A 24,838-nucleotide genomic window follows, 5' to 3' on the forward strand; every position below is an offset into this window, starting at 1 on the left:
AATTACATACATAAGTATTGTAATGTGCTATTGCAATTATATTCATATGTATTGTTGCGATCCTATTAGTAAATATGAGGAGAATGTAATTAATCAGGAATAGTTAGTTCTTAAAGTTATTGCGGGACAGTTCGTATTAAAGGAGCTATTATGGAAGAACGTGGATTAATTCTAGTTAATACAGGGAATGGTAAAGGTAAAACAACAGCGGCATTAGGCGTTGTTTTACGTGCTGTCGGACAAGGTTTCAAGGTTCTTATATTACAATTTATTAAGAGCGGTAATGGTTATGGTGAATTGGCAGGTCTTGCTAAACTAGGTGATCAAGTTGAAATTCGCTCTATGGGAAAGGGTTTTATTTACTATAAACGTGATGAAGTAGGAGAAGCTGAACTTGCTCGACATAAAGAAGCAGCTCAAGCCGCTTGGCGGACATTGGTGGAGGAAGTAAACTCCGATAAATGGGATCTAATTGTTATGGATGAAATAAATAATGCCATTAATTATGAGCTTATCGATGTGCATTCTGTAGTGGAAATGCTTAAAAATAAGCCAGAAAGACTTCATGTTGTTATGACGGGTCGCTATGCTAAACCTGAAATCATTGATATGGCAGATACTGTAACGGAGATGAATGTAGTAAAGCATGCTTATGAAAAGGGCATTAAGGCTGCTAAAGGAATTGAATTCTAACTAAATTCAAAAAAATCGAAAAATATCGAAAAAGAACTTGCTAAAACTATATCGAAAATGTATAATATAGTCATAAGCACAGAGGTGCTCAATATTCTTGACATTAAGTATGTATATAAGACTAACCAGGAGGTTAACTATGGCTGTACATGATTACATTAAATCTGGCGATTTCGCTACTGAAAAACACGTTCCTGTTATCGAAACAGTTGATACTGTAAAAGCAGGTGAAACATTCCACGTTACTTTATCCGTAGGTAAAGACATTGCACATCCAAACACTGTAGAACATCACATTGATTGGATTAAATTGTACTTCGTAGCTGAAGGCACTCAATTACCATTCGAAGTTGGCGCTATCGAGTTCAACGTTCATGGTGACGGTGCAACTGCAAATGAAGGTCCTGTAGTAGCAGTTTCTGAAGGGACTTTAGCAGTAGCTTTGAAAAAATCCGGTAAATTGATCGCTGTTTCCTACTGCAATATTCATGGCTTGTGGGAATCCGAAAAAGATATCGTAGTTGCTTAATTAACTAAAACAACTAATAAAGACCAGCCCGAGGGCTGGTCTTTTTGTATATCTATGTGTTTACATAGCTTAATAATGAGGTAAAGTTAAACTTCCAATAGTAGATATTTAATGGCATTATGGCTAATACATGTTAGGATTATTTAATGCATATTCATAATATTATAAACATATTATTTGATTTTTAGTGTCCGCATAAAAAGGAGTTTTGTATCACTCCAGTGGATTAATTGCTGTACATCCCTTTACAGTGCTATTTGTTTGTGGTAAAGTATATGCATATTGATATTTAGTAAACATAGTTAAATGAGGGATTATTGTGGCCTTAATCGTTAAAAAATTTGGTGGTAGTTCCGTAGCTACACCAGAAAAAATATTTAATATTGTTGATCGCGTTCTTCGTGAGAAGCAAGCTGACGATAAAATCGTTCTTGTTGTATCCGCTATGGGTGATACAACTGATGACTTGGTGGCCTTAGCTAAACAAGTTACATCCAAGCCGTATGGTCGTGAAATGGATCGTTTGTTATCTACAGGTGAACAAGTAACAATTGCATTGATGGCAATGGCTTTTAACGAACGTGGTCAGGAATCTGTATCCTTAACAGGTGATCAAGCAGGTATTACAAGTAGTGATACGTTTAATAAAGGTCGCATTTTGGGCGTTGATCCTAATCGTGTGTTTGAAGCTTTGGATGAAGGTAAAATAGTAGTAGTTGCTGGTTTCCAAGGTATAACTGAATATGGTGATATGGTGACATTAGGCCGTGGTGGCTCTGATACAACAGCTGTTGCATTGGCAGGTGCTATGAAAGCGGATGTATGTGAGATTTTTACGGATGTAGACGGCGTATATTCTACAGATCCTCGCGTGGCGAAGGAAGCTTTCAAATTAGAAGAAGTAACGTATGGTGAAATGCTTGAAATGGCACGCCTTGGTGCAGGTGTAATGCAACCGCGTGCCGTAGAAATGGGTTTCCGTTATGGTGTACCTATTCATGTACGTTCTACATTTAGTGATAAACCAGGTACTATTATTCGGGAGGATTATACTGTGGAAGCAAATAAACACGTAATTACTGGCGTAGCTGATGATACAAATACAGCAAAAGTAGCCCTTGTAGGCGTTGAAAATAAACCAGGCGTTGCAGCGACTGTATTTAAAGCATTAGCTGCTAGAAACGTTGACGTAGATATGATTGTTCAATCTATCCGTTCTGTGGGAGAACCAAAAACTGATCTTATCTTTACAGTAGCTATGGATGATGTGGTACTAGCTCGAGAAGTATTAGAAGAATTACAAAAAGCAGTAGATATTGAAGCTGTTAATATCGATGAAAAAATGGCGAAAGTTTCCATTATTGGTGCAGGTATGTTAGGACAACCTGGTGTAGCTGCACAAATGTTTGATATCTTGAGCCAAGAAGGTATCAATATTGAAATCATTTCTACTTCTGAAATTAGTATTTCTTGTCTTGTTGCTGAAGATCGCGTAAAAGATGCCGTTCGTGTAATTCATAATGGCTTATTGTTAGATCAACGAGGTTAATTACTTCATGGATAGTCTACGTAGTTTTATGGATGAAATGCTCAATGACCAAGGTCGTAAGGAAGGTTTCATTAGCGATCTACTAGGAAATCTAAAAAATCAGCCTATTCCAACATTGGAACAAGCTCAAACTGGTTATACAACAATGAGTAATTTACATGGTATCTTCTATGATTACGATAAGTCTGAGGTTACTATTACTTACAAGGTTGTACCAGATATGTATCAACCATATACATTGAGCTTTATACAATTTGAAGCCGTGTTAGAAGGCTTATTAACCTTACGTCGCAATCAAAAGTGGCAGATGCAACATAATAAATAATATGAACCCCATGGGTATACTTGCCTATGGGGTTTTGTAATTCGATAATTATTCTTAACATCTATATATAGAGTCATCGATATGATATAATAAATTATTCAGAGAGAAATCATTATATTAGTATAGAAAGAAGGGACAGCATGGAAATAAATAAGGTTTATTCTGGCTTTCGCCTTGACCGCATTGAGCGCATTGATGAGATCAATGGTACCGCTTATGAAATGAAACACGAAAAGTCTGGTGCACGTTTAATTTATATTGATTCACCAGATTCTAATAAAGTATTCAATATCGCTTTTAGAACAACGCCACATAATAGTACTGGTGTAGCACATATTATGGAACATTCCGTTTTATGTGGTTCTCGTAAATTTCCTTTAAAAGAGCCATTTGTTGAGCTTGTTAAGGGGTCTTTAAACACGTTCTTAAACGCTATGACATATCCTGATAAAACGATGTATCCAGTAGCCAGCAAAAACGATAAAGACTTCCACAATTTGATGGACGTATATCTTGATGCTGTATTGTATCCACGCGTTCGCGATGATGCAGAAATCGTGATGCAAGAAGGTTGGCATTATGAACTAGATAATGCGGAAGATGAACTTACCTATAAAGGTGTTGTATTCAATGAGATGAAGGGGGTTTATTCCTCTCCGGATTCCGTTCTAGAACGCCAAATGATGCGTGAACTTTTCCCAGATACCACTTATGGTGTTGATTCTGGTGGAGATCCTGACCATATTACGGACTTAACTTATGAAGAGTTCCAAGAGTTCTATCGCGTTCATTATCATCCGTCCAATAGTTATATTTTTCTTTATGGTGATATGAATATTGAAGAGCAATTGGCATTCTTGAATGATGAGTACTTAAGTCATTTCGATGCTATTGAGGTTAATACAGAGGTTGGCTTACAAGCTCCATTTACGGAAGGTAAGGTGGTGAGCTATCCATACAGCGTAGGTTCTGAAGAACCTACAGATAACCGTACTTTACATTCTTTTGCCTATGTTTTACCTGATGTAACACCTGAGCATAGCTTGGCTTTTGAGGTATTAACACATGCATTGTTGACATCTCCTGCGGCTCCTCTTAAACAGGCTTTGGTGAAAGCAGGTATCGGTTCTGATGTGAGTGGTTATTATCTTGATAGCATTCGTCAACCTTTGTGGACCGTGCAAGCAACTGGTTCTAATCTCGATAAACAAGCTGACTTGCAGCGTATTGTGGAATCTACATTGCAAGAACTTTGTGATAACGGTTTAGATAAAGAATTATTAGAAGCTTCTTTGAATAGTATTGAGTTTGCTCTTCGTGAAAGCGACTTTGGTGGTCGCCCAATCGGTTTAGCTTATGTTATCCGTATGATGGATAATTGGCTATATGACAATGACCCACTTGAGTTATTACACTACGAAGAAGCATTAGTGAATATTCGCAAGGGCTTATCCGGTACGTACTTTGAAGATTTAATTCGTCAATCTATCTTAAATAACAATCATAAAGTGCTTGTTTCTATTTATCCTGAACGTGGTCTTCAAGAGCGCAAGGATGCAGAGGTTAAAGAGCATTTAACTGCTGTAAAAGCTAAGATGTCTCCAGAAGAAATCGAAGCAATTGTAGAGCAAACAAAACGACTTAAACTTCGTCAAGAAGCTCCAGATAGTGATGAAGCGTTAGCGTCGATTCCATTGCTTGAATTATCTGATTTAAATCCTAATATTGAAGCAGTAGAACGTCGTGAAAGCAAAATTGGCAATACTACAGTACATTTTGTACCTACTTTCACAAAAGGTATCAATTATGTAGGGCTCTACTTTGACTTAAGCTGTCTTACAGAAGATGAGTTATTCTATGCCGACATTTTAAGTGATATTCTCGGCCGTATTGACACATCTGAACGTGGCTACGAAGCTTTGGCTAAAGATATCAATATGAACCTTGGTGGTTTAAGCTCAGATATTACGGCTATTAGTAAAGATGGTAAGCGTGATGAATATACTCCTCTCATGATTGTTCGCGCTAAAGCCTTGCATTCTAAATTACCTGACTTATGTCGCTTGATTAACGAAGTAGTACAAAAAGCAGATTATAGTAACGATAGACGCTTGACTGAACTTGTTCAAGAAAGCAAAGCTATTTGGGATAATGAAGCATTTCGTCGTGGTAATTCCATTGTAAGTCAACGTGTTATGGCACAAGTATCTGCAGTTGGTAAATTTAGAGATAATGGTAACTTTGGTTATTATCAAAAGATTAGCGAATTGGCGTCTAATCCTGCGGCATTACCATTATTGCCAGAAAAATTAGCTGATGTAGCTCGTAAGATTTTCCGTGCTAACAATGTAGATATCATGTTTGTTGGTGAAGAAGGCGAATTAGAAGCCTTTGAAAATCTCATGAAACTATTGATTGAAACTTGGGATACTACTGAGTTAAGTAATGATACATTAAAGATTACACGTTTGTCTGGTAATGATGGTATCGTTACAGCTGGTAAGGTTCAATATGTAGCTCAAGGTGGTAACTTTATAGACCATGGGTATAAACACGTGGGACCAATGAGTGTATTGGAAACGATTTTACGTTATGAATATCTTTGGATTCGCATTCGTGTACAAGGTGGTGCTTATGGTGCCTTTGCAAACTTCTATGACGATGGTAATATGATTTTCTGTAGCTATCGCGATCCAAACTTGGTAGAAACATTAAATGTATATAAAGAGTTACCTCAATACCTTCGTGAGTTCACATTGACTGATCGTGAGATGCGTAAATATATTATCGGTACTATGAGTTCTTTAGATTTACCAATGACTCCTGCATTGCGTGGTCCACGTGCGATGGGTATGTATTTTAGCGGGGCTAAACTAGAGGATAAAGTGAATTTCCGTAAACAAGTTATCGCTTGTAAGCCAGAGGATATCGTTGCTTTAGCAGATGTGGTTGAACCTGTATTGAAGGGCAATCATATTTGTACAATGGGGAACGAACAAAAAATTAAAGACGCTGGTAAGGTATTCGATAACATTATTTCTCTAGGATAATCGTTTTATATTATTTATAGTGGCATATTCTGTGTAAATTTACGGGATATGCCACTTGTTTTGTACTGTAGGAGGGCATCATGAAAGGTCGATTTGCTCCAAGCCCCACAGGATATATCCATCTTGGCAATGTGTGGATAGCCCTCTTATCTTATGTTTCTACGAAGCAACAAAAAGGGCAGTATGTTGTGCGAATGGAGGATATAGACACCCAACGCTCTAAACGTGAGTTAGGGGAAGCTCTATTAGATGATTTAGAGTGGTTAGGCTTTGAATGGGATGAAGGGCCTCGTGTGGGAGGGCCAGAATCAACGTATTGGCAAAGTGAACGACAAACATATTATGGAGACGTATTAGAACATCTTGCATTAGAAAAACTAATTTATCCTTGCTTTTGTAATCGTACAAGGCTTCAGTCTATTGCTTCGGCGCCCCACGTTGGGGAAATAATTCATCGATATGATGGACACTGTCGTCATCTAGAGGATAAATTGATAAAAGAGTTTATGACGTCTAAAGAACCATCTTTGCGTTTAGCCGTTAATTCCTGTGATATAGATTTTGTAGATCGCTGGCAAGGCTTTCAACATATTCATTTGGAAGGTGCATTAGATGATTATGTATTGCGTCGTGGTGACGGTATGTATGCCTATAATTTAGCTGTTGTACTGGATGATATTGCTATGGGGATAACTGAGGTCATTCGTGGAGACGATTTACTAGAGACTACGGGGCAGCAAATATATTTATATAAAACATTACAATCTAGTTTTACATCTAAAAATATACAAATACCTTCTTATGGACATGCTCCATTATTAATTGATTCTGAAGGGCATAGATTATCTAAACGACAAAAAAGTATTACTATTCGTGAATTACGTGAAAGTCAATGGTCTCCTAATAGAATTTTAGGTGAACTAGCTATTGCTGGCGGCTTAGTTGATGCTCATACATTTAGTCGTAGAGAAATTAGTTTATCTGAATTAATTGAGATTGATTTAAATTTACCTAGTCTTAGTCAGAAAATGATTGAGATACAAATTAAAGAATAGAGTAATAGAATAGTATTGCTTTATGTTATAGGATGATTGCTAAAAGAGAATGATTCTTTAACTATATAATTCGATATAATATATTGACAATGTTCGATATTTATTTATAATAGTATATAAGAGGTGGTCGAAATGACAATTCAACAAGCTTTAGATCAAAAAGTATGGGCCGTTATTGGAGCTACCCATAAAACCGAAAAGTTCGGTTATAAGATTTATAAATGTCTTAAAGATCACGGATATGAAGTATATCCAGTTAATCCTAATATTGCAGAAATAGATGGAGACACCTGTTACTCTAGCCTTTCTGCACTTCCCGTTGTGCCTGCTGTGGTAGATTTTGTTGTGCCAGAAGCAGCGGGATTAGCTGCACTTGATGAATGCAAAGAACTTGGCATTTCTATTGTGTGGTTGCAACCGGGGGCGGATAAACCATCTGTTGTTGAAAAAGCACATGCTTTAGACCTGCATGTCATTCAAGATTGTGTATTAGTTCAATTACCGTAGGAGGGTACAATGAGCGAATTAAAAGACTTAAAAACTGCTGAATATCAAGATTTGGTAAACCAAGGTGGTGTTACTGTTGTTGACTTCTGGGCTCCATGGTGCGGTTATTGCGTACGTATGATGCCAATCATTGAAGAAATTGCAGGTGAGCTTGAAGGTAAAGCTAACTTTGTAAAAGTAAACGCTGATGAAGAACCAGAATTAGCACGTAATTTACAAGTTGAAGTATTGCCTACATTTGTTATCTTAAAAGATGGTGAAGTAGTAGACCGTAAAATTGGTTTCTTACCTAAAGGTGATCTTCAAGCGGCTATCGAATCTAAATTCTAATACTATAATCAAAACTATATAAATAGAGGAAAACCTCATCAATGTATGTGTTGTACATTGATGAGGTTTTTTTTTGCTTTTTTGAATATAGTCCTAAATATCTTTAACTTTTATGAGTTGCTAAACATAATACATCTAAAAGTGGGGGTTATGTCCATCTAAGGAGTGGTATTTCACCATTGTGGTGGAGAGTGGTTTAAATTGATTAGTTTTAAATATTTAATCGAACATATGTATTGTAGAAAAGCGGAGAAAAATAGAGATTAAACAAGAAAAATATAAAAAAGTGGGATAAAAATGGATTTTTTGTTGTGAAAGGTGGGGAATTGTGGTAGAATTTACCATATAGTGGTGGATAAGAAATAGTGAAAGGCGGTGATACGTATGTTCATGGGCGAATATAATCACACCATTGATACAAAAGGGCGGATGATTATACCTGCGAAAATACGTGAACAACTAGGCGATTTGTGCATCGTTACAAAAGGCTTAGATAACTGCTTGGCTATTTACACCGAAGAGGCGTGGAAAAAAATTTCTACTGCTTTACAATCACAATCTTCCACTAAAGCTAGCGTGCGTGCCTTAAAACGTTTTGTTTTTGGTAGTGCCGCTGAGCTTGAATATGATAAACAAGGTCGTGTCCTCATTCCTGTACCACTACGTGAATATGCTAGCCTTGATAAACAGGCTGTTATTGTAGGGGCTGGGGATCATGTCGAAATCTGGAGCCGCGAAAAATACGATTACTATGATGATCAAGTGGCTGAAAGCATGGAAGAATTAGTTGAAGGGCTTGAAGGGATTATGTTATAGGAGGCTATGGTGGAATTTAATCATACTAGCGTACTCTTACGTGAAACGGTGGACTCCGTCGTAACTAATCCAAAAGGCATTTATGTGGACTGTACCCTTGGTGGGGCAGGACATGCTCACGCAGTGGGCGAGATGCTAGACCCAGAAGGCATGATTATAGGTTTAGATCAAGATGAAGATGCTTTGAGTATAGCTCGACAGCGTTTATCTGATTTGAAATGTCAGGTGTTAACAATACCTACAAACTTTTCTAACTTAAAAGAAGCTCTCCGAAATGCGGGCATCTATGAAGTAGATGGTTTTATATTTGATCTTGGCGTATCAAGCTATCAACTAGATACCCCTGAACGAGGTTTTTCATATATGAATGATGGACCTCTTGATATGCGAATGGATAAAGATGCACCTCTTACGGCAGAGGAAATTGTTAATGAATATGACAGTGAACAATTACTGCAAATTATCCGCGACTATGGGGAAGAACGATGGGCTAAACGGATTGTTGAGTTTATTGTTGAAGCACGCCAAGAAAAAAGAATTACTACTACTGGTGAGTTAGTTAGAATTATTAAGAATGCAATACCTGCAAAGGCACGACAAGATGGACCTCATCCGGCAAAACGGACGTTTCAGGCCATACGTATTGAAGTAAATAGAGAATTAGCAATTTTGCATGATAGTTTTGTAGATGCTGTATCGATGTTAAAACCAAAGGGAAAGATTGGAGTTATTACATTCCACTCCTTGGAAGATCGAATTACAAAGCAAACTTTTAAAGAGTTAAGTACCGCATGTATATGTCCTCCACAATTGCCTATGTGTGTTTGTAATCACAAGGCGGTTGTAAAGGCAAAAAATAAGGCTATAGAGCCAAGTATAGGGGAGATTGAAGTTAATCCGAGGGCTAGAAGCGCTAAATTGCGCGTAGCAGTAAAGTTGTAGAATTGGAAGGGGTTAAGTGTTATGTTAGCGAGAAAGGCTGTTGTGGGCCAAGTAAAAGGTGATATGTTGGTCATTGCACAAGGGAGAAGACGCAGTGCAAACGTAGCTTTAGATTTAAGCCCTATGATGTGGCAAGTTGTATATGGTATTGCTGCATTAGTTGCATGCTTGCTTATCATGATGGTTATGAATGCATACAGTACAAAGTTGGGCTATGAGGTAGTTAAAACACAGCAAGCTGTAGTACAATTAACAAAAGATAACGATGCATTGGACGTTGAAGTAGCTTCTTTGAAGTCTCCTGTACGTATTCAACAAATCGCAGAAGAACAACTAGGAATGGTTTTGCCTGATTCTTTTGTTTATAGCACAAAAAGCGCTGTTACTGAACGTAATGTACAAGAGAAACAGCAAATTATAGACTAGCAGGCGAAGCAGCTCGTATTGGGCTGCTTTCCTTTGCGTGTAAAGGAGATTGTATATGAAACACTTACAAGATATAGTAAAAACCTTACATGCACCGCATGTAGAAGGTAATACAGCTGTTGAAATTTTAGATGTAACCGCTGATTCTCGTGCTGTAAAAGCAGGTAGTTTATTTATTGCTTTAGATGGTGCTACTGTCGATGGTCATAACTATGTTAATAAAGCTGTTGAGTCTGGGGCAGTAGCTGTATTAGTATCTAAACCTGTTGAGGTAAGTAGTGACGTTTGTGTTATCACTGTTGAAGATACACGTGCGGCTATGATGTCCTGTGTGCCATACTTTTTTGATTATCCAGCCAATTCCATGCGCATGATTGGCGTTACTGGTACTAATGGTAAAACGACTACGAGTCATATGATTCGTCATATTTTGAAAGCTCAAGGTCATAAGGTTGGTGTAATTGGTACCGTTCATATTATGATTGGTGATACATCATATCCGATTCATAATACGACACCTGACGTAGTAGATTTACAACATATCTTGCATCAAATGGTAGAAGAGGGTGTTACATATTGTGTAATGGAAGTATCTTCCCATGCATTGGCTTTAGGACGCGTATCTGGTGTTGAGTATGATACGGCAGTATTTACAAATCTTACACAAGATCATCTAGACTTTCACAAAACATTTGAAAATTACTTGGCAGCTAAATGTAAACTATTTGAACAGGTTAGCAAACCAAACCAGATAAAATCTGGTAAGGGTGCTGTCATCAATATTGATGATGCCTATGGACATCGGGTTGTTGAAAAAACTACAGCCCCTATCATTACCTATAGTATTGATGGTAGCGGCACATTGAATGCTCATGACGTTGATATGACGCCAAAGTCTAGCCGTTACACGGTATCTTATGATGGTCATGATTATACAGTTGCAATGAATACGACTGGCTTGTTTAATGTGTATAATACATTAGCAGCTATTGGTACCTGCCTATTGGAAGGTATTTCCATGGAAGACATCGATAAAGCATTAAAAACATTTAGTGCTGTACCTGGTCGTTTTGAATTGATTGAAGAAGGTCAACCATTTGCTGTTGTTGTAGACTATGCACATACACCAGATGGGTTAGAAAATATTTTACAAACAGCAAAGGCGATTCAAGAGAATCGTATTATCGTAGTCTTTGGCTGTGGCGGGGACCGAGATGCAACCAAACGCCCTATTATGGGGCGTATTGCGGCACAATATGGTGATGTTGTGTACGTTACATCTGATAATCCGCGTACAGAAGATCCTGTACAAATTGTTAAAGATGTGGAAGCAGGCGTTAAAGAAGGGCTTCGTGAAGGCTCTTATTATGAAGTTATCGTTGATCGTCGGGAAGCGATTCAACATGCAATACAAAATGCAAAACCTGGGGATATTGTACTGATTGCAGGTAAGGGGCATGAGGATTACCAAATCTTAAAGGATAAAACGATTCATTTCGATGATCGTGAAGAGGCGCGAGCAGCACTCAAGGAGATTTAATATGGCAGAATTTACATTGTCTCAAGTAGTGGAAGCCACACAGGGGACAAGTGCACATACCGACAATATTAAGTTTTTAGATATATCTACTGATACGAGAACTATTGAATCGGGATTTTTATTTGTAGCATTAAAAGGCGACACTTTTGATGGTCATGATTTTATCAATACGGCTATTGAAAAAGGTGCCACAGGAGCTATCGTTGAAAAAGGACGTGCTGTAGAAGGCATTGCTTGTATCGAGGTAGACAATACTTTGGTAGCATATCAAAATTTGGCACGTTATCATCGTCGCCGTTTTGATATTCCTGTAGTTGCTATTACCGGTTCATCTGGTAAGACTACAACAAAGGAAATGGTGGCAGCCGTACTTGGTACAGAATTTAATGTATTAAAAACTGAGAAAAACTATAATAATGAAATTGGCTTACCAAAAACCTTGTTACGTTTGACCGCTGAGCATGAAGCCTGTGTTGTTGAAATGGGTATGCGTGGCCTCGGCCAAATTGAAGAACTGGCGTTGATTGCAGAACCAACGATGGGGATTATTACCAATGTTGGTACTAGTCATATCGAACTTTTAGGTTCTCGCGAAGCCATTGCTGAAGCAAAAGGTGAGTTGATTCGTTGCTTGCCTGAAAATAGTGTGGCTATCCTTAATGAGGACGATCCATATGTAAAAGCAATGGATAGCTTAGCTAAAGGTAAAACTATTACGTATGGTATTGAACGTAATGCTACCTGTATTGGTAGTCATTTGCGCTATAAAAAAGATGGTATTAAGTTTACCTGTAAGTGTTATGATGAAGTGTTTGATATCTTCTTGCCTATGATTGGTGAACATAATGTATATGATGCATTGGCGGCTATCGTCGCAGGCCGTGTGTTAGGCATAAAATCAAATACAATTCGTAAAGGTTTGAGCGAGTTTACTGGAACTCCAATGCGTCAAGAAATCGTTCCGTTTGAAGATATTGTTATCTTAAATGACGCTTATAATGCAAATCCATCATCCATGGCTGAAGCGATTAAAGCTCTTGGTCAATTGGAAGGTAAACGTAAAATTGCAATGCTCGGCGATATGCTCGAGCTCGGCGACTTCTCTGAAGAAGCACATCGCGAAATTGGTCAATTACTTGCTGAAGAAGGATATAGTGTTGTATTTACCTTTGGTGATGCTGCTGCCTTTATTGCAAAGGAAGCGAAAAAAGCAGGTTTAACTGCATTCCGTTGTAAGAGTCATTTAGAAATGGCAAACGCATACAGTGATATTCGTGAAAAAGGGGATGTTATCCTTGTGAAAGGTTCCCGTGGTTTACGAATGGAGCGCGTTGTTGAAGAATTAAAGGATCGAGAATAATAGGTAACGGCTAGTTATATCTAGCCGTCCTATTTATTAATAAGTAGAGGATTCATATGATAAATCACATTCTGTTAGCCTTCGTAGCGACTTTCATCATTACGGTAGTGCTAGGTAAAATTGCTATTCCTATGTTGCGTTCTTTGCACGCACAACAAAGTATTCGTGAAGAAGGCCCTGAAAGTCATCAAGCGAAAGCAGGTACGCCAACAATGGGCGGTGCTTTCATGATGGTAGCCCTTGTTATTGGCGTGGCATTGTTTGCACCATGGAATGTGGGCACAGGTATGTTATTATTTTTAACACTGGGTCATTGTTTATTAGGTTTTTTTGATGATTTTGTAAAAGCAGTAAAGAAACGAAATCTTGGTTTAACAGCGAAGCAAAAATTACTTGGACAATTTATATTGGCTGCCGTATTCTGTTATTGCATTACTGAGATTATGGTTGTTCCTACCACATTATGGATTCCTGTTGTAGATATACAATTACAATTGGGATGGGGGTATTATGTATTGGCATTCTTGATTATTGTAGGAGCTACAAATGCAGTAAATTTAACAGATGGTCTTGATGGTCTTGCTGGTGGTACATCAGCAGTGGCGGCGATAGCATTCTCTGTTATTGGCCTGATGGCTGTATCGATGACAAATTCTATCGGTGCTGAAAGTGTTGCGTACTTCGGTGCTATTATAGCAGCTGTATGTCTTGGCTTTTTGGTATATAATGTGAATCCTGCAAAAGTATTCATGGGGGATACAGGCTCTTTGGCATTAGGCGGTGCCTTTGCAGCAATGGCTATTTTAACTAAAACAGAATTGTTACTTGTGGTGATTGGCGGCATTTTTGTTATGGAAGCATTATCTGTTATTATTCAAGTTATTTCTTTCAAAACACGTGGTGTTCGTGTATTTAAGATGAGTCCTATTCATCACCATTTTGAACTTTCCGGATGGGCAGAACAAACAGTTGTTAATCGTTTCTGGTTTGGTGGAGCTGTTTTAGCCATTATTGGTGTGCTTTTAGCGACTATCACTTTATAAGATAATACTTAACGGAAGTTGTAAATAATGGTATGCTTATTAGATAGGATACATTAATTTTGTAGATAATTTAGGTGATATAGATGGAATACGGAGATAAACATATACTTGTTCTTGGCGCTGGAGCCAGCGGTATAGGTGCATCTTGGGTATTAGCCCAAGTGGGTGCGCATGTTGTGTTAAATGATTATAAGCCCATGACACTGCCTACGGCTGAGGAGAAACGACTCGTTGCGGCAGGGGTAAATATTATTACAGGACGTCAAGATGAGTCCTTGCTAGATGGCGTGGATCGTATCGTTATTTCTCCAGGTATTTCTTTAGATATTCCGATTGTAAAAGCAGCACAGGCTCGTGGTATTGACGTGGTCAGCGAAGTAGAATTAGCTTATGAAGTATCTAAATCACCTATCGTAGCTGTTACTGGTACAAATGGTAAGACTACGACAACAACCTTATTAACTAAGGTTCTAGAAGGCTCTGGAAATCCAGTTCGTGTGGGAGGAAATATTGGTGATTCCCTTAGCGAAGTGGCATACTCTATGCCTGCAGACGGTTTTTTGGTAGCCGAATTATCTAGTTATCAATTAGAAACGATCAAGCATTTTAGACCTATTGGGGCTATTATGCTCAATATTACGCCCGATCATTTGGCTCGTCATAAAACGATGGAAAACTATATTGCTGCGAAGGAACGCATCTTTGAAAATCAATTAAGTACAGATTTTTTAGTACTTAACATTGATGATTCTGTTGTAGCTGATATGGAACATCGTGCGCCTAGTCATATTCTAAAGATTAGTCAAAAAAAAGCTGTAGAGAATGGCGCTTATTATGCTGATGGGCAATGTTATATTGCTAAAGATGGGGTAGCAAAATTTGTTATTGCAGATGAAGATATTCATATTCCAGGCAGTCATAATATTGAAAATATATTGACCGTTATTGCTTTATCCTATGCGTTGGGCGTACCCGTAGAGACAATTCATCGCATTATTAGCGAGTTTCATGGAGTTGAACATCGTTTAGAGCGCGTTAAGACGATTGGTGGTATCACATTCTATAATGATTCGAAAGCCACTAATGTAGATTCTGTGATTAAAGCCTTAGAATCCTTTGATCAACAAGTTATTCTATTAGCTGGTGGTCATGATAAAATGACGCCTTTAGAAGATTTTATGCAGCTAGTTAAAGAGCATACTAAAGCTGTTATTTTCATGGGGGAAGCGGCAGATCGCTTCGAGACGGCTGCAAAAAAGGCTGGTGTGGAGCCGATTTATCGTGCTTCATCCATGAAAGAAGCAGTAGAGCAAGGTTATAAATTGGCGGAGACTGGCGATATTGTATTGTTATCTCCAGCTTGTTCAAGCTTTGACTGGTACAGCTGCTTTGAAGAACGTGGGGATGACTTTAAACGTTGTGTTCATATGTTGCAAGAGGGAGGACACCATTAATGAAACGTATTATTATTTCAGGTGGTGGTACTGGTGGACATATATATCCAGCAATAACTATATATAAAGAAATCATGAAACAAAACCCTGATGCAAAGGTGTTATACGTTGGCACCAAACAAGGCCTTGAGGCTACATTAGTTCCTAAAGAAGGAATTGATTTTAGTACAATTCCTGTGCAAGGCTTGCAGCGTCAATTATCATTAGGTACCATGGTCACGCTAGGTAAAACTGCTTTAGGTATTGTGAAAGCTAATGCCATAATTTGTAAGTTTAAACCTGATGTAGTTATTGGTACTGGAGGTTATGTATGTGGTCCTGTTCTCTTGGCTGCAGCATTACATAATATTCCTACTATAATTCAAGAACAGAATGTCATAGCAGGTATTACTAATAAAATTCTGAGTCGTTTTGTTGATGTGGTAGCCCTAGGCTATAAGGATGCGGAAGCATCGTTTTCTAAAGCAAAGCGCGTAGTCTATACAGGGAATCCTGTTCGTCCAGATGTGCTAGTTGATTCGAGAACAGTGGGACGTAACTATTTCAATTTAAGTGATGATACCTTTACAGTACTCATAGCTGGAGGTTCTCGAGGGGCGAGAACTATTAACAATGCTATGATAGATGTACATAAACACTTCCAAGGTGTGAAAGGTATTAAATTAATCCATATTACGGGAAACGGAGAATATGAATCTGTTTTATCCCAATTGGGCATTACCGATGGGGATGGTTTAGGTAGTTCATCTTTGATTTTGCCGTATTTACATGATATGCCAAAAGCACTAGCAGCAGCCGATTTAGCAGTATTTAGATCTGGTGCTATAGGTCTTGCAGAATTAGCAGTTCGCGGTATTCCATCCGTATTGATACCGTATCCATACGCAGCGGAAGATCATCAAACCTATAATGCACGTATCTTTGTACAAGAAGGGGCGGCGCATATGATTGTAGATAAAATGTTGAGTGCTCACGATTTAATAGGGGAAATCGAGATGTTTATGGCCAACCGTGATTTGTTGGCACAAATGGGAGACCGAGCATTGCAATTGGGGAAACCGAATGCGGCTCATGATATTGCAAAATTAGCTTTATCTATTGCAAAGTAACAAGGAGAGGTTTTATGTTAGACGGTATTCACAAAATTCACCTTATCGGTATTGGTGGATCTGGTATGCGTGCGATAGCGAATATTTTGATTCAAAAAGGTTATGATGTATCTGGTTCAGATATTGCTGAATCTGCAGTGATTTCTAAGTTTAGAGATATGGGTGCCACGGTGCATATCGGTCATAATAAAGAATATGTAAATGGTGTTGATGCCATAGTTCGTTCTACAGCGATTCGTGAAGACAATCCTGAAATTGTTGCCGCTAAAGAGCAAGGGATTACCATTTTACATCGTTCTGATATTGTAAAGGCTGTATTAGATGTAACAGATGGTATCGCAGTAGCTGGTGCGCATGGTAAAACATCTACAACTTCAATGATTGGACAAATTTTAGTGGAGGCTAATGCGGACCCTACGGTAATTATCGGTGGCGAAGTAGATTATCTCAAAGGTAGCAGTTGCCTTGGGAAAGGCCATTTTTCAGTTGTGGAAGCGGATGAGAGCGATGGTTCATTTTTGAAATTGCATCCACATACTATTGTTATAACTAATATTGAAGATGATCATATGGATCATTATAAGACTATGGATAACTTGTTAAACGCTTTCTGTGAGTTCGTCGAAACGTTACCAGAAGCAGGCAAAGCTATCGTATGTGGTGATAATGAAAATATTCGTTATGTTATGAGCCGCGTAAAACGTACTTTTATTACATATGGCTTAGAGGATAATAATGATTATGTAGCAAAAAATATTCATTATGTGGACTCTTCCTTGGTATATGATGTATATCATAAAGGCATTAATATAAGCCGCATCAGCTTGCGCGTGCCTGGAGAACATAATGTATTAAACTCATTGGCAGCCTTTATTGTGGCTCATGAATGTTGCGGTGTAGAGAATCGCTTTATTACAAAAGCGTTAGGTAAATTTATCGGTGCAAAACGACGTTTTGAAACAAAGGGTCATGTTGCTGGCGTCTGGGTTGTCGATGATTATGCACATCATCCAACAGAAATTAAAGCGACCTTAAGAGCAGCAAAAGAGCTTGAAAAACATCGCGTTATTTGTGTGTTTCAACCGCATCGGTATACACGTACAAGCTTGTTGAAAGATGAATTTGCCACTGCTTTTACCAGTGCTGATGAAATATATATGACAGATATTTACAGTTCTGGTGAAGATCCGATTGCAGGTATCGATGGACGTACTATTCCTGACGCTGTTGAAGCTGCTACACATAAGGTTGTACATTATGTACCTTCTGTTGATGATATACCGGCTGTATTGGCAAAAATTGTGCGACCTAATGATCTAGTTATCACAATGGGTGCCGGCTCTATTAATCAATATGGACCTAAATTATTAGCTATATTGGAGGAAGGCTTACAATGAAAGATAGAAAAATAATCGTATTGATGGGTGGTCCTTCCAAAGAGGCTGAAGTATCTCGCCGTACTGGCGCTGCTATTGCGGAAGCACTCGAAAGTAAAGGGTATAATGCCCAAACATTAGAACTTAATCCTCGTACTGTTTTAAAAGACATTGAATCCTTAGGTGGAGAGATTGTATTTAATGCAATTCACGGTCGTTATGGTGAAGATGGTGCATTACAAGGCTTACTTGAAATGGCAGAAATTCCATATACTGGATCGGGCATCATGGCTCATGCGGTAGGAATGAATAAAAAAGTAAGCAAAGATGTTTTCAAAGGGGCTAATATTCCAACAGCTACTTCTGAATCCTTTAATGGTAATTTAGAATCTGCAGAAGCTATTATAGGATATATTCGTAAACAGTTTACGATTCCTGTAGTGGTGAAATCTGCCACTCAAGGCTCTAGTATTGGCGTTACCATCGTTCGTGATGAGGCACAATTGGAGGCTGCTGTTACAGAAGCGCTAAAATATGATCCGATTCTTGTAGTAGAGCAATTTCTTGATGGTCGCGAATTTACAGTATCCGTTCTTGACGGAAAGGCATTGTCAGTAATTGAAATACGTCCACATTCTGGGGAGTATGACTATACCAGTAAATATACTGTAGGTGCTACAGAATATTTAGTACCTGCGCCTATTAGTGAAGAAATGACTGCTGAGATGCAACGCATAGGGGAACTTGTGTATCGCGAAGTACAAGGCAGTGGGGTTATTCGTGTTGATATTATGACAGATCATGCAGATAATATGTATGTTCTAGAATACAATACTGTGCCAGGTATGACGGCAACGTCTTTAGTACCAAAGGCAGCTAAAGAAATGGGAATTGACTTTCCAACATTATGTGAAAAGATTCTATTAACAGCTAGTATAGGGAAATTTTAAGGGCTTAATAAGAACATAAGGAGTTATCTATGGATGATAAGCAATACCATCCATCCAACTCTGGGGAGATGCAGTCTTCTACACCTGTTCAAGATGAACGGGCTGTATTTAGAAAACGAGTGTTAAAAATCGGTGGTGCAGTTACTCTCGTGTTGGTGGGATTGTTTACACTACCTATTCCTTTTGGATCCTTAAAAATTATAGGGTCGGATAAGGTAACTGTACAAGATGTAATGGTAGCAGGGGATATTCATGAACCTGTAAATATATTGCAAATTAGTACAGAGAAATTAAAAACTAGATTGGCGAAAGACTTACGGGTTGAAGAGGCCCAAATTAGTTATCAATTGCCATTTACAATGGTCGTACGTGTCATAGAACGCAAAGCTGTTGCAGTTGTACCGGCTCAGTTTGGATATTTGACTCTTGATAGTAAGGGACAAGTGATTGCATCTGAGCCAGCTATACAAGACACATCTGTTCCTATGATTTCTGGTGTGAAAGCTGGAAATATACTATTAGGTGATACGGTAGTAGATAAACCGATATTGGCGGCTCTTGAATATTTGAACTCACTCGATGAGGAGACATTCAAGAATATTGCAGAGGTTAATATTGGAGATCTTGATGCGATAATGGCATATACTGTTTCAGGTGTACAGATTCGATTGGGGGATGGCAAAGACTTAGCTAAAAAAGCCGAGTTAACTCAGTCTATGTTACAAGATATTAAGACAACACATAGCAATGTACAATATATAGATGTTAATGTTTCATCGCCATACATAAAAACTGATGTAATACCGGAAGTTAAAAAGCATCAGACAGGAACAAAGACTACAGAAAATTCATCTACTAAGAAGGATGATACAAAACAAGATAAACAAGGTCATGTTGAAGATAAAAGGTAGATGATTGTCGTGAGACACGAACGGTGGGCAATAGCCCTAGTCAGCTGTATATTGGGTTTCATGGTTGTTACTCAATATAAGATGACTCAAGATAATATAGAAGAAAATATCCGTTTACAACGGGCTGGTGATTTAGCCGTACAATTACGAGAGGCTCAAAGTGAACGTGATGCATTGTTAAAACAAATAGAAGAACTTAAACAGTCTGGTGCTAGTAGCAATGTTAAAGCAGATGAACAGTTGATGATGAAAGCAGCTTTAACTAATGTTAAAGGTACGGGTGTTAGTGTATTAATTGAGGATAGCCTAAAGCCTATTCAAAGTGGTGAAAATCCTAATTTATATGTGATTCATGATGAAGATATTTTACGTATTGTTAATGAATTGCGAGCTGGTGGGGCTGAGGCGATAGCTATCAATGATCAACGTCTCATAGGGACTTCTGAAATACGATGCTCTGGTCCGACTATTACTGTGAATGGTAAGGTTTTTGGGGCGCCTTTTACAGTTAAAGCGATTGGTGATCCAAAAACATTAAATTCTGCGCTCACCATGCGAGGCGGTGTGGTGGATTCCTTGAAACACTGGGGCATAAAGGTAACCATAAAGGAAGAAAATGAAATAGCTATTCCAGCTTTTACAGGAACCTTCAGAGAAGAACATATAAAGCCTAATGAAACAGGAGGTAAAGAATGAATATTTATATCTTTGCCATTGTTGGTTTAATTGTAGGTACTACATTAGGGTGGCTTTCACCATTTCATATACCTATAAGTTATGCAAATTACACATCAGTCGCTGTTCTGGCTGCACTAGACGCTGTATTTGGTGGTAGCCGGGCTGCATTGGAACGAACCTTTGATCTTAGTAATTTTGTACTTGGGTTCTTTTCAAATGTTGTGTTAGCTGTTATTCTTGTATATGTAGGTGACCTTATAGGAATTAACCTATATTACGTAGCTCTTATTGGCTTTGGATTGCATGTATTTATTAATGTAGGCGCTATACGAAAGATTATTATGACTAAGCGATTCTAATAAATCACATTCTATATAGTGGAAAGTTTTTAAATTTTAGTGTAAAATAAATGTAATTGTTATAAGATTGTCAGTATATAAATCGATACATTGGGACGTATATTGATACGATAGATAACGATAAGAGGAGGAAGTTCAATGTCTGATTTTGCAAATATTAAAGTTATCGGTGTTGGTGGCGGCGGTAATAACGCTGTTAATCGCATGGTAGATAGCGATCTTAAAGGTGTTCAATTTTTATCCGCTAATACTGAAAGCCAAGTGCTTGAATTATCTAAAGCGGATGTAACGATTCAAATTGGCGAGAAGGTTACAAAAGGTCTTGGTGCAGGCGCAAATCCACAAATCGGTGAAGAGGCTGCTCAAGAAAGTCGCGAAGAAATTATAAAAGCTCTTGAAGGTGCTGATATGGTATTCGTAACTGCTGGTATGGGTGGTGGTACTGGTACAGGTGCTGCTCCTATCGTTGCAGAATGTGCTAAAGAAATCGGTGCCTTGACAGTAGGCGTCGTTACTAAACCGTTCGCTTTTGAAGGTAAACGCCGTCGTGCACAAGCGGAAAAAGGCATTGAATTCTTGACTCAAAAAGTAGATACTATTATCGTTATTCCTAATGATAAATTGTTGCAAGTTGTAGATAAAAAATGTTCCTTAAGCGATGCATTCCGTACAGCTGATGATGTACTTCGCCAAGGTATCAAGGGCATTTCAGACTTGATTCAAGTTCCTGGCTTGATCAATCTTGACTTTGCAGATGTTAAAACTATCATGACTGAACAAGGCGAAGCATTGATGGGGATTGGCGTTGGCGAAGGTGAAAACCGCGCTGCTGACGCAGCTAAAATGGCTATTAATAGCCCATTGTTGGAAACATCTATCGATGGTGCAAAAGGCATCTTACTCAATATCTCCGGTAGTGCTAACTTAAGCTTGTTTGAAATTAATGAAGCTGCCGAAATTATTTCTGAAGCGGCGGATCCTGATGCAAATATTATTTTTGGTTCTGTTATCGATGAAAGCTTAGGCGATACAGTTCAAATTACTGTTGTGGCAACTGGTTTTAATTCAAATACTAAGAATGTACCTGAATTCGGTAAAACAACAACTACATCCCGTCCGGCATCCACTACAAATACTAACAGTGGTATCCCTGATATCCCTGTATTCATGAAACGCTAATTTATAGATTGTATAATTATTATACCTATCAATTAGTAACTTATTAAGACATACCATTGGTATGTGTATAGGAGGTAAAAATGAAGAAATTAGTATTATTAACTTTAGCAGCTACAGTTGTAGCCGGCAGTGCATTTGCTGCAGCTCCTGTAACAAAAATTAGTGATGGATCCACCAAGGTACAAGCTGATTATGCTTTTAAACAACACGTATCTAACGGTGGTGGCAATAGCAATGATGGTTTCGGTGTTTCTTTACAACACGACCTTTCCAATAAAGCTGCATTACAATACTCTTACGATAAATTAAATGCAAAAAATGGCGATATTAAAGATCATCAATTAGCATTGGTTTATAAGGTACATCCAAATGTAAATCTATATGGTGCAGGTACTGCGATTCGTACAAATGATACTGAACTTGGTTTCCAAGCTGGTGTTATCGGTCATGTACCTTTGACTAATAAAGTAAACGGCTTTGCTAAGGCTGGTTGGGGTAATGATATTAAGCAAACTTATCAAGTAGGTGCTCAATATGAAGTACGCCCTGATGTAGATTTGAATGTATACTATGGCTATGATAAATATAGCGTAGATAGCAATGATAAAACTGCAAAAGGTTTACACGCTGGTGTAGGCTACTCCTTCTAAGGATGATAAGGACCACTCTTTTGAGTGGTCTTTTTTTATATATTTACTGTTTTATTGTATATTTGTTAACTATTTTTCCTAAATAAGGTACTTAATTATTATATATATATTTAATAAGTGTTGAATTACTAATAGTTAGTTAAATCTTCTATGTATACAATATATTTACTGAATATACGTTGTATATTTAAATCAGTTTAGGTATGATAAATGTGTAATATTCATTTCAGATAGGATGGTGCAAGTTATGACAAGTGTTGCTGCAAAGCATGCAAAAGGAAAAAAATTAAAAGACGTAATCTTCGTAACTGCTGGTCAAGCTCAAGCTGATGCTAAAGAAAATGGCCGTGAGAATGTTGTGAATGGTACGTTGGGTGCTATTCATGATGAAGAGGGAAACTTAGTTTTTCTTAAGACCGTTAAAGAAGAATATTTGAGTCTTTCGGATTCTGAACATGTTGGTTATGCACCAATTGCGGGTATTCCAGATTTTTTGTGTGCTGCTGAAAAAGAATGTTTTGGTAATTTCCGTCCAGAAGGTCATATTCGTAGCATTGCTACCGCAGGTGGCACTGGTGGCATTCATCATTTGATTCATAACTATACAGAGCCTGGTGATGAAGTATTAACAGCGGATTGGTACTGGGGTGCATACCGTGTTATTTGTAGTGATACTGGACGTACACTAGTTACGTATTCCTTATTTGATGAACATAATAACTTTAATCATGAAGCATTCCAAAATCGTGTAAACGAATTGGCGGCTAAACAAACAAATGTGGTTGTTATCTTTAACACACCAGGTAATAACCCAACCGGCTACTCTATTGAGGATAAAGATTGGAATTCTATCCTTAATTTCTTGAAGGATTTAGTTGCTATTGGTCGAAATAATGTGATTATTGGTATTGATGTAGCATATCTTGATTACTCTGGTGAAAAAGATGAGGTACGTGCGTTCTTCAATAAATTTAGTCATTTACCAAAAGAAATTCTCACCTGTGTGTGTTATAGCTTATCTAAAGGATTTACTATGTATGGTCAGCGCGTTGGTGCGATGATTGGGATCTCTGATGATGAAGAAATAGCTGATGAGTTTTTCGAAGTTAACAAATCTACAAGTCGTGCCACATGGTCCAATATTTGTCGTCCCGCAATGCGTACAATGGCTAATATTGTGGCTGATCCAGCTAAGTTTAAGGAATATGAAGCTGAACGCAATTGCTATTATCAATTAATTCGCGATCGTGCTGATATCTTTAAACAAGAAGCAGCACAAGTAGGACTTCCTATGTTACCTTACCGCGGTGGCTTCTTTATTACAATTCCTACAGACTCTGCGAATGCTATCTGTGAAGAATTGAAAAAAGAGCACATCTATGTGATTGCATTAGCAAATGGTATTCGTATAGCAGCATGTGGTATTCCTAAATGTCAAATGACAGGTCTAGCTGAAAAAATTTATAATGCCATGAAACGTCTTGGTAAATTATAATACATAAGTAAATTATACTAAAAACCACTTGATACATGTATCAAGTGGTTTTTAGTATGTAGATATAAATTTGATTGAATAAATATAAAAGGATATTAGTAATGTAATCAATTTTGTTTATTTGTTACATTAGTGAATATCTTTATGCTCTTTAATGTCTTTATCAGCTTCTTTTGCCAAGTTTTCAAGCGCTCGTTTAGGAGCGGTTCTTTCACCTGTTTCTGGGTCTATAAATTCAACGCGGTCCAAAGTGCTTGTAATTTGACCACGAATGAAGCTTAAGTAGATTTCGTATAGTTCTTTTTTTTCTGCTAACTCTTCTGGCGTTAATTCTTGACCAGATTTTTTCTTTGCAGCTAGTTCATTTATTCGTTTTAATGTATCGTTAATATTACTCATATGCGCCTCCTGTATTCTATATTAGAATAGTATGTTTTATTATAACATAGAACTTAATGAATACGTATGGTAAGATATAAGTTGTACGCGTCTGTACTTTCACAGGTGAGAAA

At 37.9% G+C, this 24,838-nt stretch carries 25 protein-coding genes; 24 read left to right on the forward strand and 1 reads right to left on the reverse strand.

Going from position 1 to position 24,838, the window contains the following annotated elements:
- The first annotated feature begins 150 nt into the window (after positions 1-150).
- The 24 genes from cobO (at position 151) to NE668_RS01450 (ending at position 24,326) form a co-directional block, all read left to right on the forward strand.
- Positions 151-693, forward strand: a complete 543-nt coding sequence (gene cobO / locus NE668_RS01335) for a cob(I)yrinic acid a,c-diamide adenosyltransferase (protein ID WP_227037051.1) — start codon at positions 151-153, stop codon at positions 691-693.
- A gap of 139 nt (positions 694-832) precedes the next feature.
- Positions 833-1,222 carry a class II SORL domain-containing protein gene (locus NE668_RS01340; RefSeq protein ID WP_012864516.1) on the forward strand — a complete coding sequence of 130 codons (390 nt, stop codon included), beginning with the start codon at positions 833-835 and terminating at the stop codon, positions 1,220-1,222.
- Positions 1,223-1,541: 319 nt separating this feature from the next.
- Positions 1,542-2,771, forward strand: coding sequence for an aspartate kinase (locus NE668_RS01345; protein WP_004696945.1), 1,230 nt, complete (start codon positions 1,542-1,544; stop codon positions 2,769-2,771).
- Between the two features lie 7 nt (positions 2,772-2,778).
- Entirely contained in the window at positions 2,779-3,096 is a 318-nt protein-coding gene (locus NE668_RS01350; protein ID WP_004696238.1) for a hypothetical protein, read from the forward strand.
- 140 nt (positions 3,097-3,236) lie between these two features.
- Complete coding sequence (locus NE668_RS01355) at positions 3,237-6,146, forward strand: insulinase family protein (protein WP_227037050.1); 2,910 nt, start codon at positions 3,237-3,239, stop codon at positions 6,144-6,146.
- Between the two features lie 80 nt (positions 6,147-6,226).
- The gene (gluQRS, locus tag NE668_RS01360; RefSeq protein ID WP_227037049.1) at positions 6,227-7,201 is read left to right on the forward strand and encodes a tRNA glutamyl-Q(34) synthetase GluQRS; all 975 of its coding nucleotides are present in this window, start codon (positions 6,227-6,229) and stop codon (positions 7,199-7,201) included.
- Positions 7,202-7,333: 132 nt separating this feature from the next.
- Positions 7,334-7,708 (forward strand): CoA-binding protein, encoded by a 375-nt coding sequence (locus NE668_RS01365; protein WP_101928366.1) that lies wholly within the window; start codon positions 7,334-7,336, stop codon positions 7,706-7,708.
- A gap of 9 nt (positions 7,709-7,717) precedes the next feature.
- On the forward strand, positions 7,718-8,038 hold the full coding sequence (gene trxA, locus NE668_RS01370) for a thioredoxin (protein WP_004696229.1): 321 nt from the start codon (positions 7,718-7,720) through the stop codon (positions 8,036-8,038).
- 384 nt (positions 8,039-8,422) lie between these two features.
- A complete protein-coding gene (mraZ, locus tag NE668_RS01375; RefSeq protein ID WP_227037048.1) occupies positions 8,423-8,854 on the forward strand; it encodes a division/cell wall cluster transcriptional repressor MraZ in 432 nt (143 codons plus the stop codon).
- 9 nt (positions 8,855-8,863) lie between these two features.
- Positions 8,864-9,796 (forward strand): 16S rRNA (cytosine(1402)-N(4))-methyltransferase RsmH, encoded by a 933-nt coding sequence (gene rsmH, locus NE668_RS01380; RefSeq protein ID WP_227037047.1) that lies wholly within the window; start codon positions 8,864-8,866, stop codon positions 9,794-9,796.
- Between the two features lie 21 nt (positions 9,797-9,817).
- Positions 9,818-10,222, forward strand: a complete 405-nt coding sequence (gene ftsL, locus NE668_RS01385) for a cell division protein FtsL (RefSeq protein ID WP_004697156.1) — start codon at positions 9,818-9,820, stop codon at positions 10,220-10,222.
- 55 nt (positions 10,223-10,277) lie between these two features.
- Complete coding sequence (locus tag NE668_RS01390; protein WP_227037046.1) at positions 10,278-11,762, forward strand: UDP-N-acetylmuramoyl-L-alanyl-D-glutamate--2,6-diaminopimelate ligase; 1,485 nt, start codon at positions 10,278-10,280, stop codon at positions 11,760-11,762.
- A 1-nt stretch (position 11,763) separates the two neighbouring features.
- Positions 11,764-13,122 (forward strand): UDP-N-acetylmuramoyl-tripeptide--D-alanyl-D-alanine ligase, encoded by a 1,359-nt coding sequence (locus tag NE668_RS01395; RefSeq protein WP_012864509.1) that lies wholly within the window; start codon positions 11,764-11,766, stop codon positions 13,120-13,122.
- A gap of 56 nt (positions 13,123-13,178) precedes the next feature.
- Positions 13,179-14,165, forward strand: coding sequence for a phospho-N-acetylmuramoyl-pentapeptide-transferase (gene mraY / locus NE668_RS01400; RefSeq protein WP_012864508.1), 987 nt, complete (start codon positions 13,179-13,181; stop codon positions 14,163-14,165).
- A gap of 83 nt (positions 14,166-14,248) precedes the next feature.
- On the forward strand, positions 14,249-15,619 hold the full coding sequence (gene murD, locus NE668_RS01405) for a UDP-N-acetylmuramoyl-L-alanine--D-glutamate ligase (RefSeq protein WP_227037045.1): 1,371 nt from the start codon (positions 14,249-14,251) through the stop codon (positions 15,617-15,619).
- A complete protein-coding gene (gene murG / locus NE668_RS01410) occupies positions 15,619-16,728 on the forward strand; it encodes an undecaprenyldiphospho-muramoylpentapeptide beta-N-acetylglucosaminyltransferase (RefSeq protein ID WP_227037044.1) in 1,110 nt (369 codons plus the stop codon). The genes murD and murG overlap by 1 nt, the downstream gene beginning before the upstream one ends.
- Positions 16,729-16,742: 14 nt before the next feature.
- Positions 16,743-18,125, forward strand: a complete 1,383-nt coding sequence (murC, locus tag NE668_RS01415; RefSeq protein WP_004696210.1) for a UDP-N-acetylmuramate--L-alanine ligase — start codon at positions 16,743-16,745, stop codon at positions 18,123-18,125.
- The gene (locus NE668_RS01420; protein ID WP_227037043.1) at positions 18,122-19,054 is read left to right on the forward strand and encodes a D-alanine--D-alanine ligase family protein; all 933 of its coding nucleotides are present in this window, start codon (positions 18,122-18,124) and stop codon (positions 19,052-19,054) included. Before murC ends, NE668_RS01420 begins: the two co-directional genes overlap by 4 nt.
- Before the next feature lie 29 nt (positions 19,055-19,083).
- Entirely contained in the window at positions 19,084-19,965 is an 882-nt protein-coding gene (locus tag NE668_RS01425) for a cell division protein FtsQ/DivIB (RefSeq protein WP_227037042.1), read from the forward strand.
- On the forward strand, positions 19,966-20,661 hold the full coding sequence (locus NE668_RS01430; protein ID WP_004697175.1) for a DUF881 domain-containing protein: 696 nt from the start codon (positions 19,966-19,968) through the stop codon (positions 20,659-20,661). It abuts the gene before it with no gap.
- Positions 20,658-21,002 (forward strand): small basic family protein, encoded by a 345-nt coding sequence (locus NE668_RS01435; RefSeq protein WP_004696202.1) that lies wholly within the window; start codon positions 20,658-20,660, stop codon positions 21,000-21,002. The genes NE668_RS01430 and NE668_RS01435 overlap by 4 nt, the downstream gene beginning before the upstream one ends.
- A 138-nt stretch (positions 21,003-21,140) precedes the next feature.
- Entirely contained in the window at positions 21,141-22,181 is a 1,041-nt protein-coding gene (gene ftsZ, locus NE668_RS01440; RefSeq protein WP_004697140.1) for a cell division protein FtsZ, read from the forward strand.
- A gap of 80 nt (positions 22,182-22,261) precedes the next feature.
- Positions 22,262-22,831 carry an outer membrane beta-barrel protein gene (locus NE668_RS01445; RefSeq protein ID WP_004696198.1) on the forward strand — a complete coding sequence of 190 codons (570 nt, stop codon included), beginning with the start codon at positions 22,262-22,264 and terminating at the stop codon, positions 22,829-22,831.
- Positions 22,832-23,078: 247 nt separating this feature from the next.
- On the forward strand, positions 23,079-24,326 hold the full coding sequence (locus NE668_RS01450) for an aminotransferase class I/II-fold pyridoxal phosphate-dependent enzyme (RefSeq protein WP_227037041.1): 1,248 nt from the start codon (positions 23,079-23,081) through the stop codon (positions 24,324-24,326).
- 129 nt (positions 24,327-24,455) lie between these two features.
- Here the strand turns inward: NE668_RS01450 and NE668_RS01455 are convergent, their stop codons facing one another.
- Positions 24,456-24,725, reverse strand: coding sequence for a DUF896 domain-containing protein (locus tag NE668_RS01455; protein ID WP_004696194.1), 270 nt, complete (start codon positions 24,723-24,725; stop codon positions 24,456-24,458).
- Positions 24,726-24,838 lie beyond the last annotated feature (113 nt).

This window comes from Veillonella parvula, assembly GCF_024461875.1.
GTDB lineage: Bacteria > Bacillota > Negativicutes > Veillonellales > Veillonellaceae > Veillonella > Veillonella parvula_I.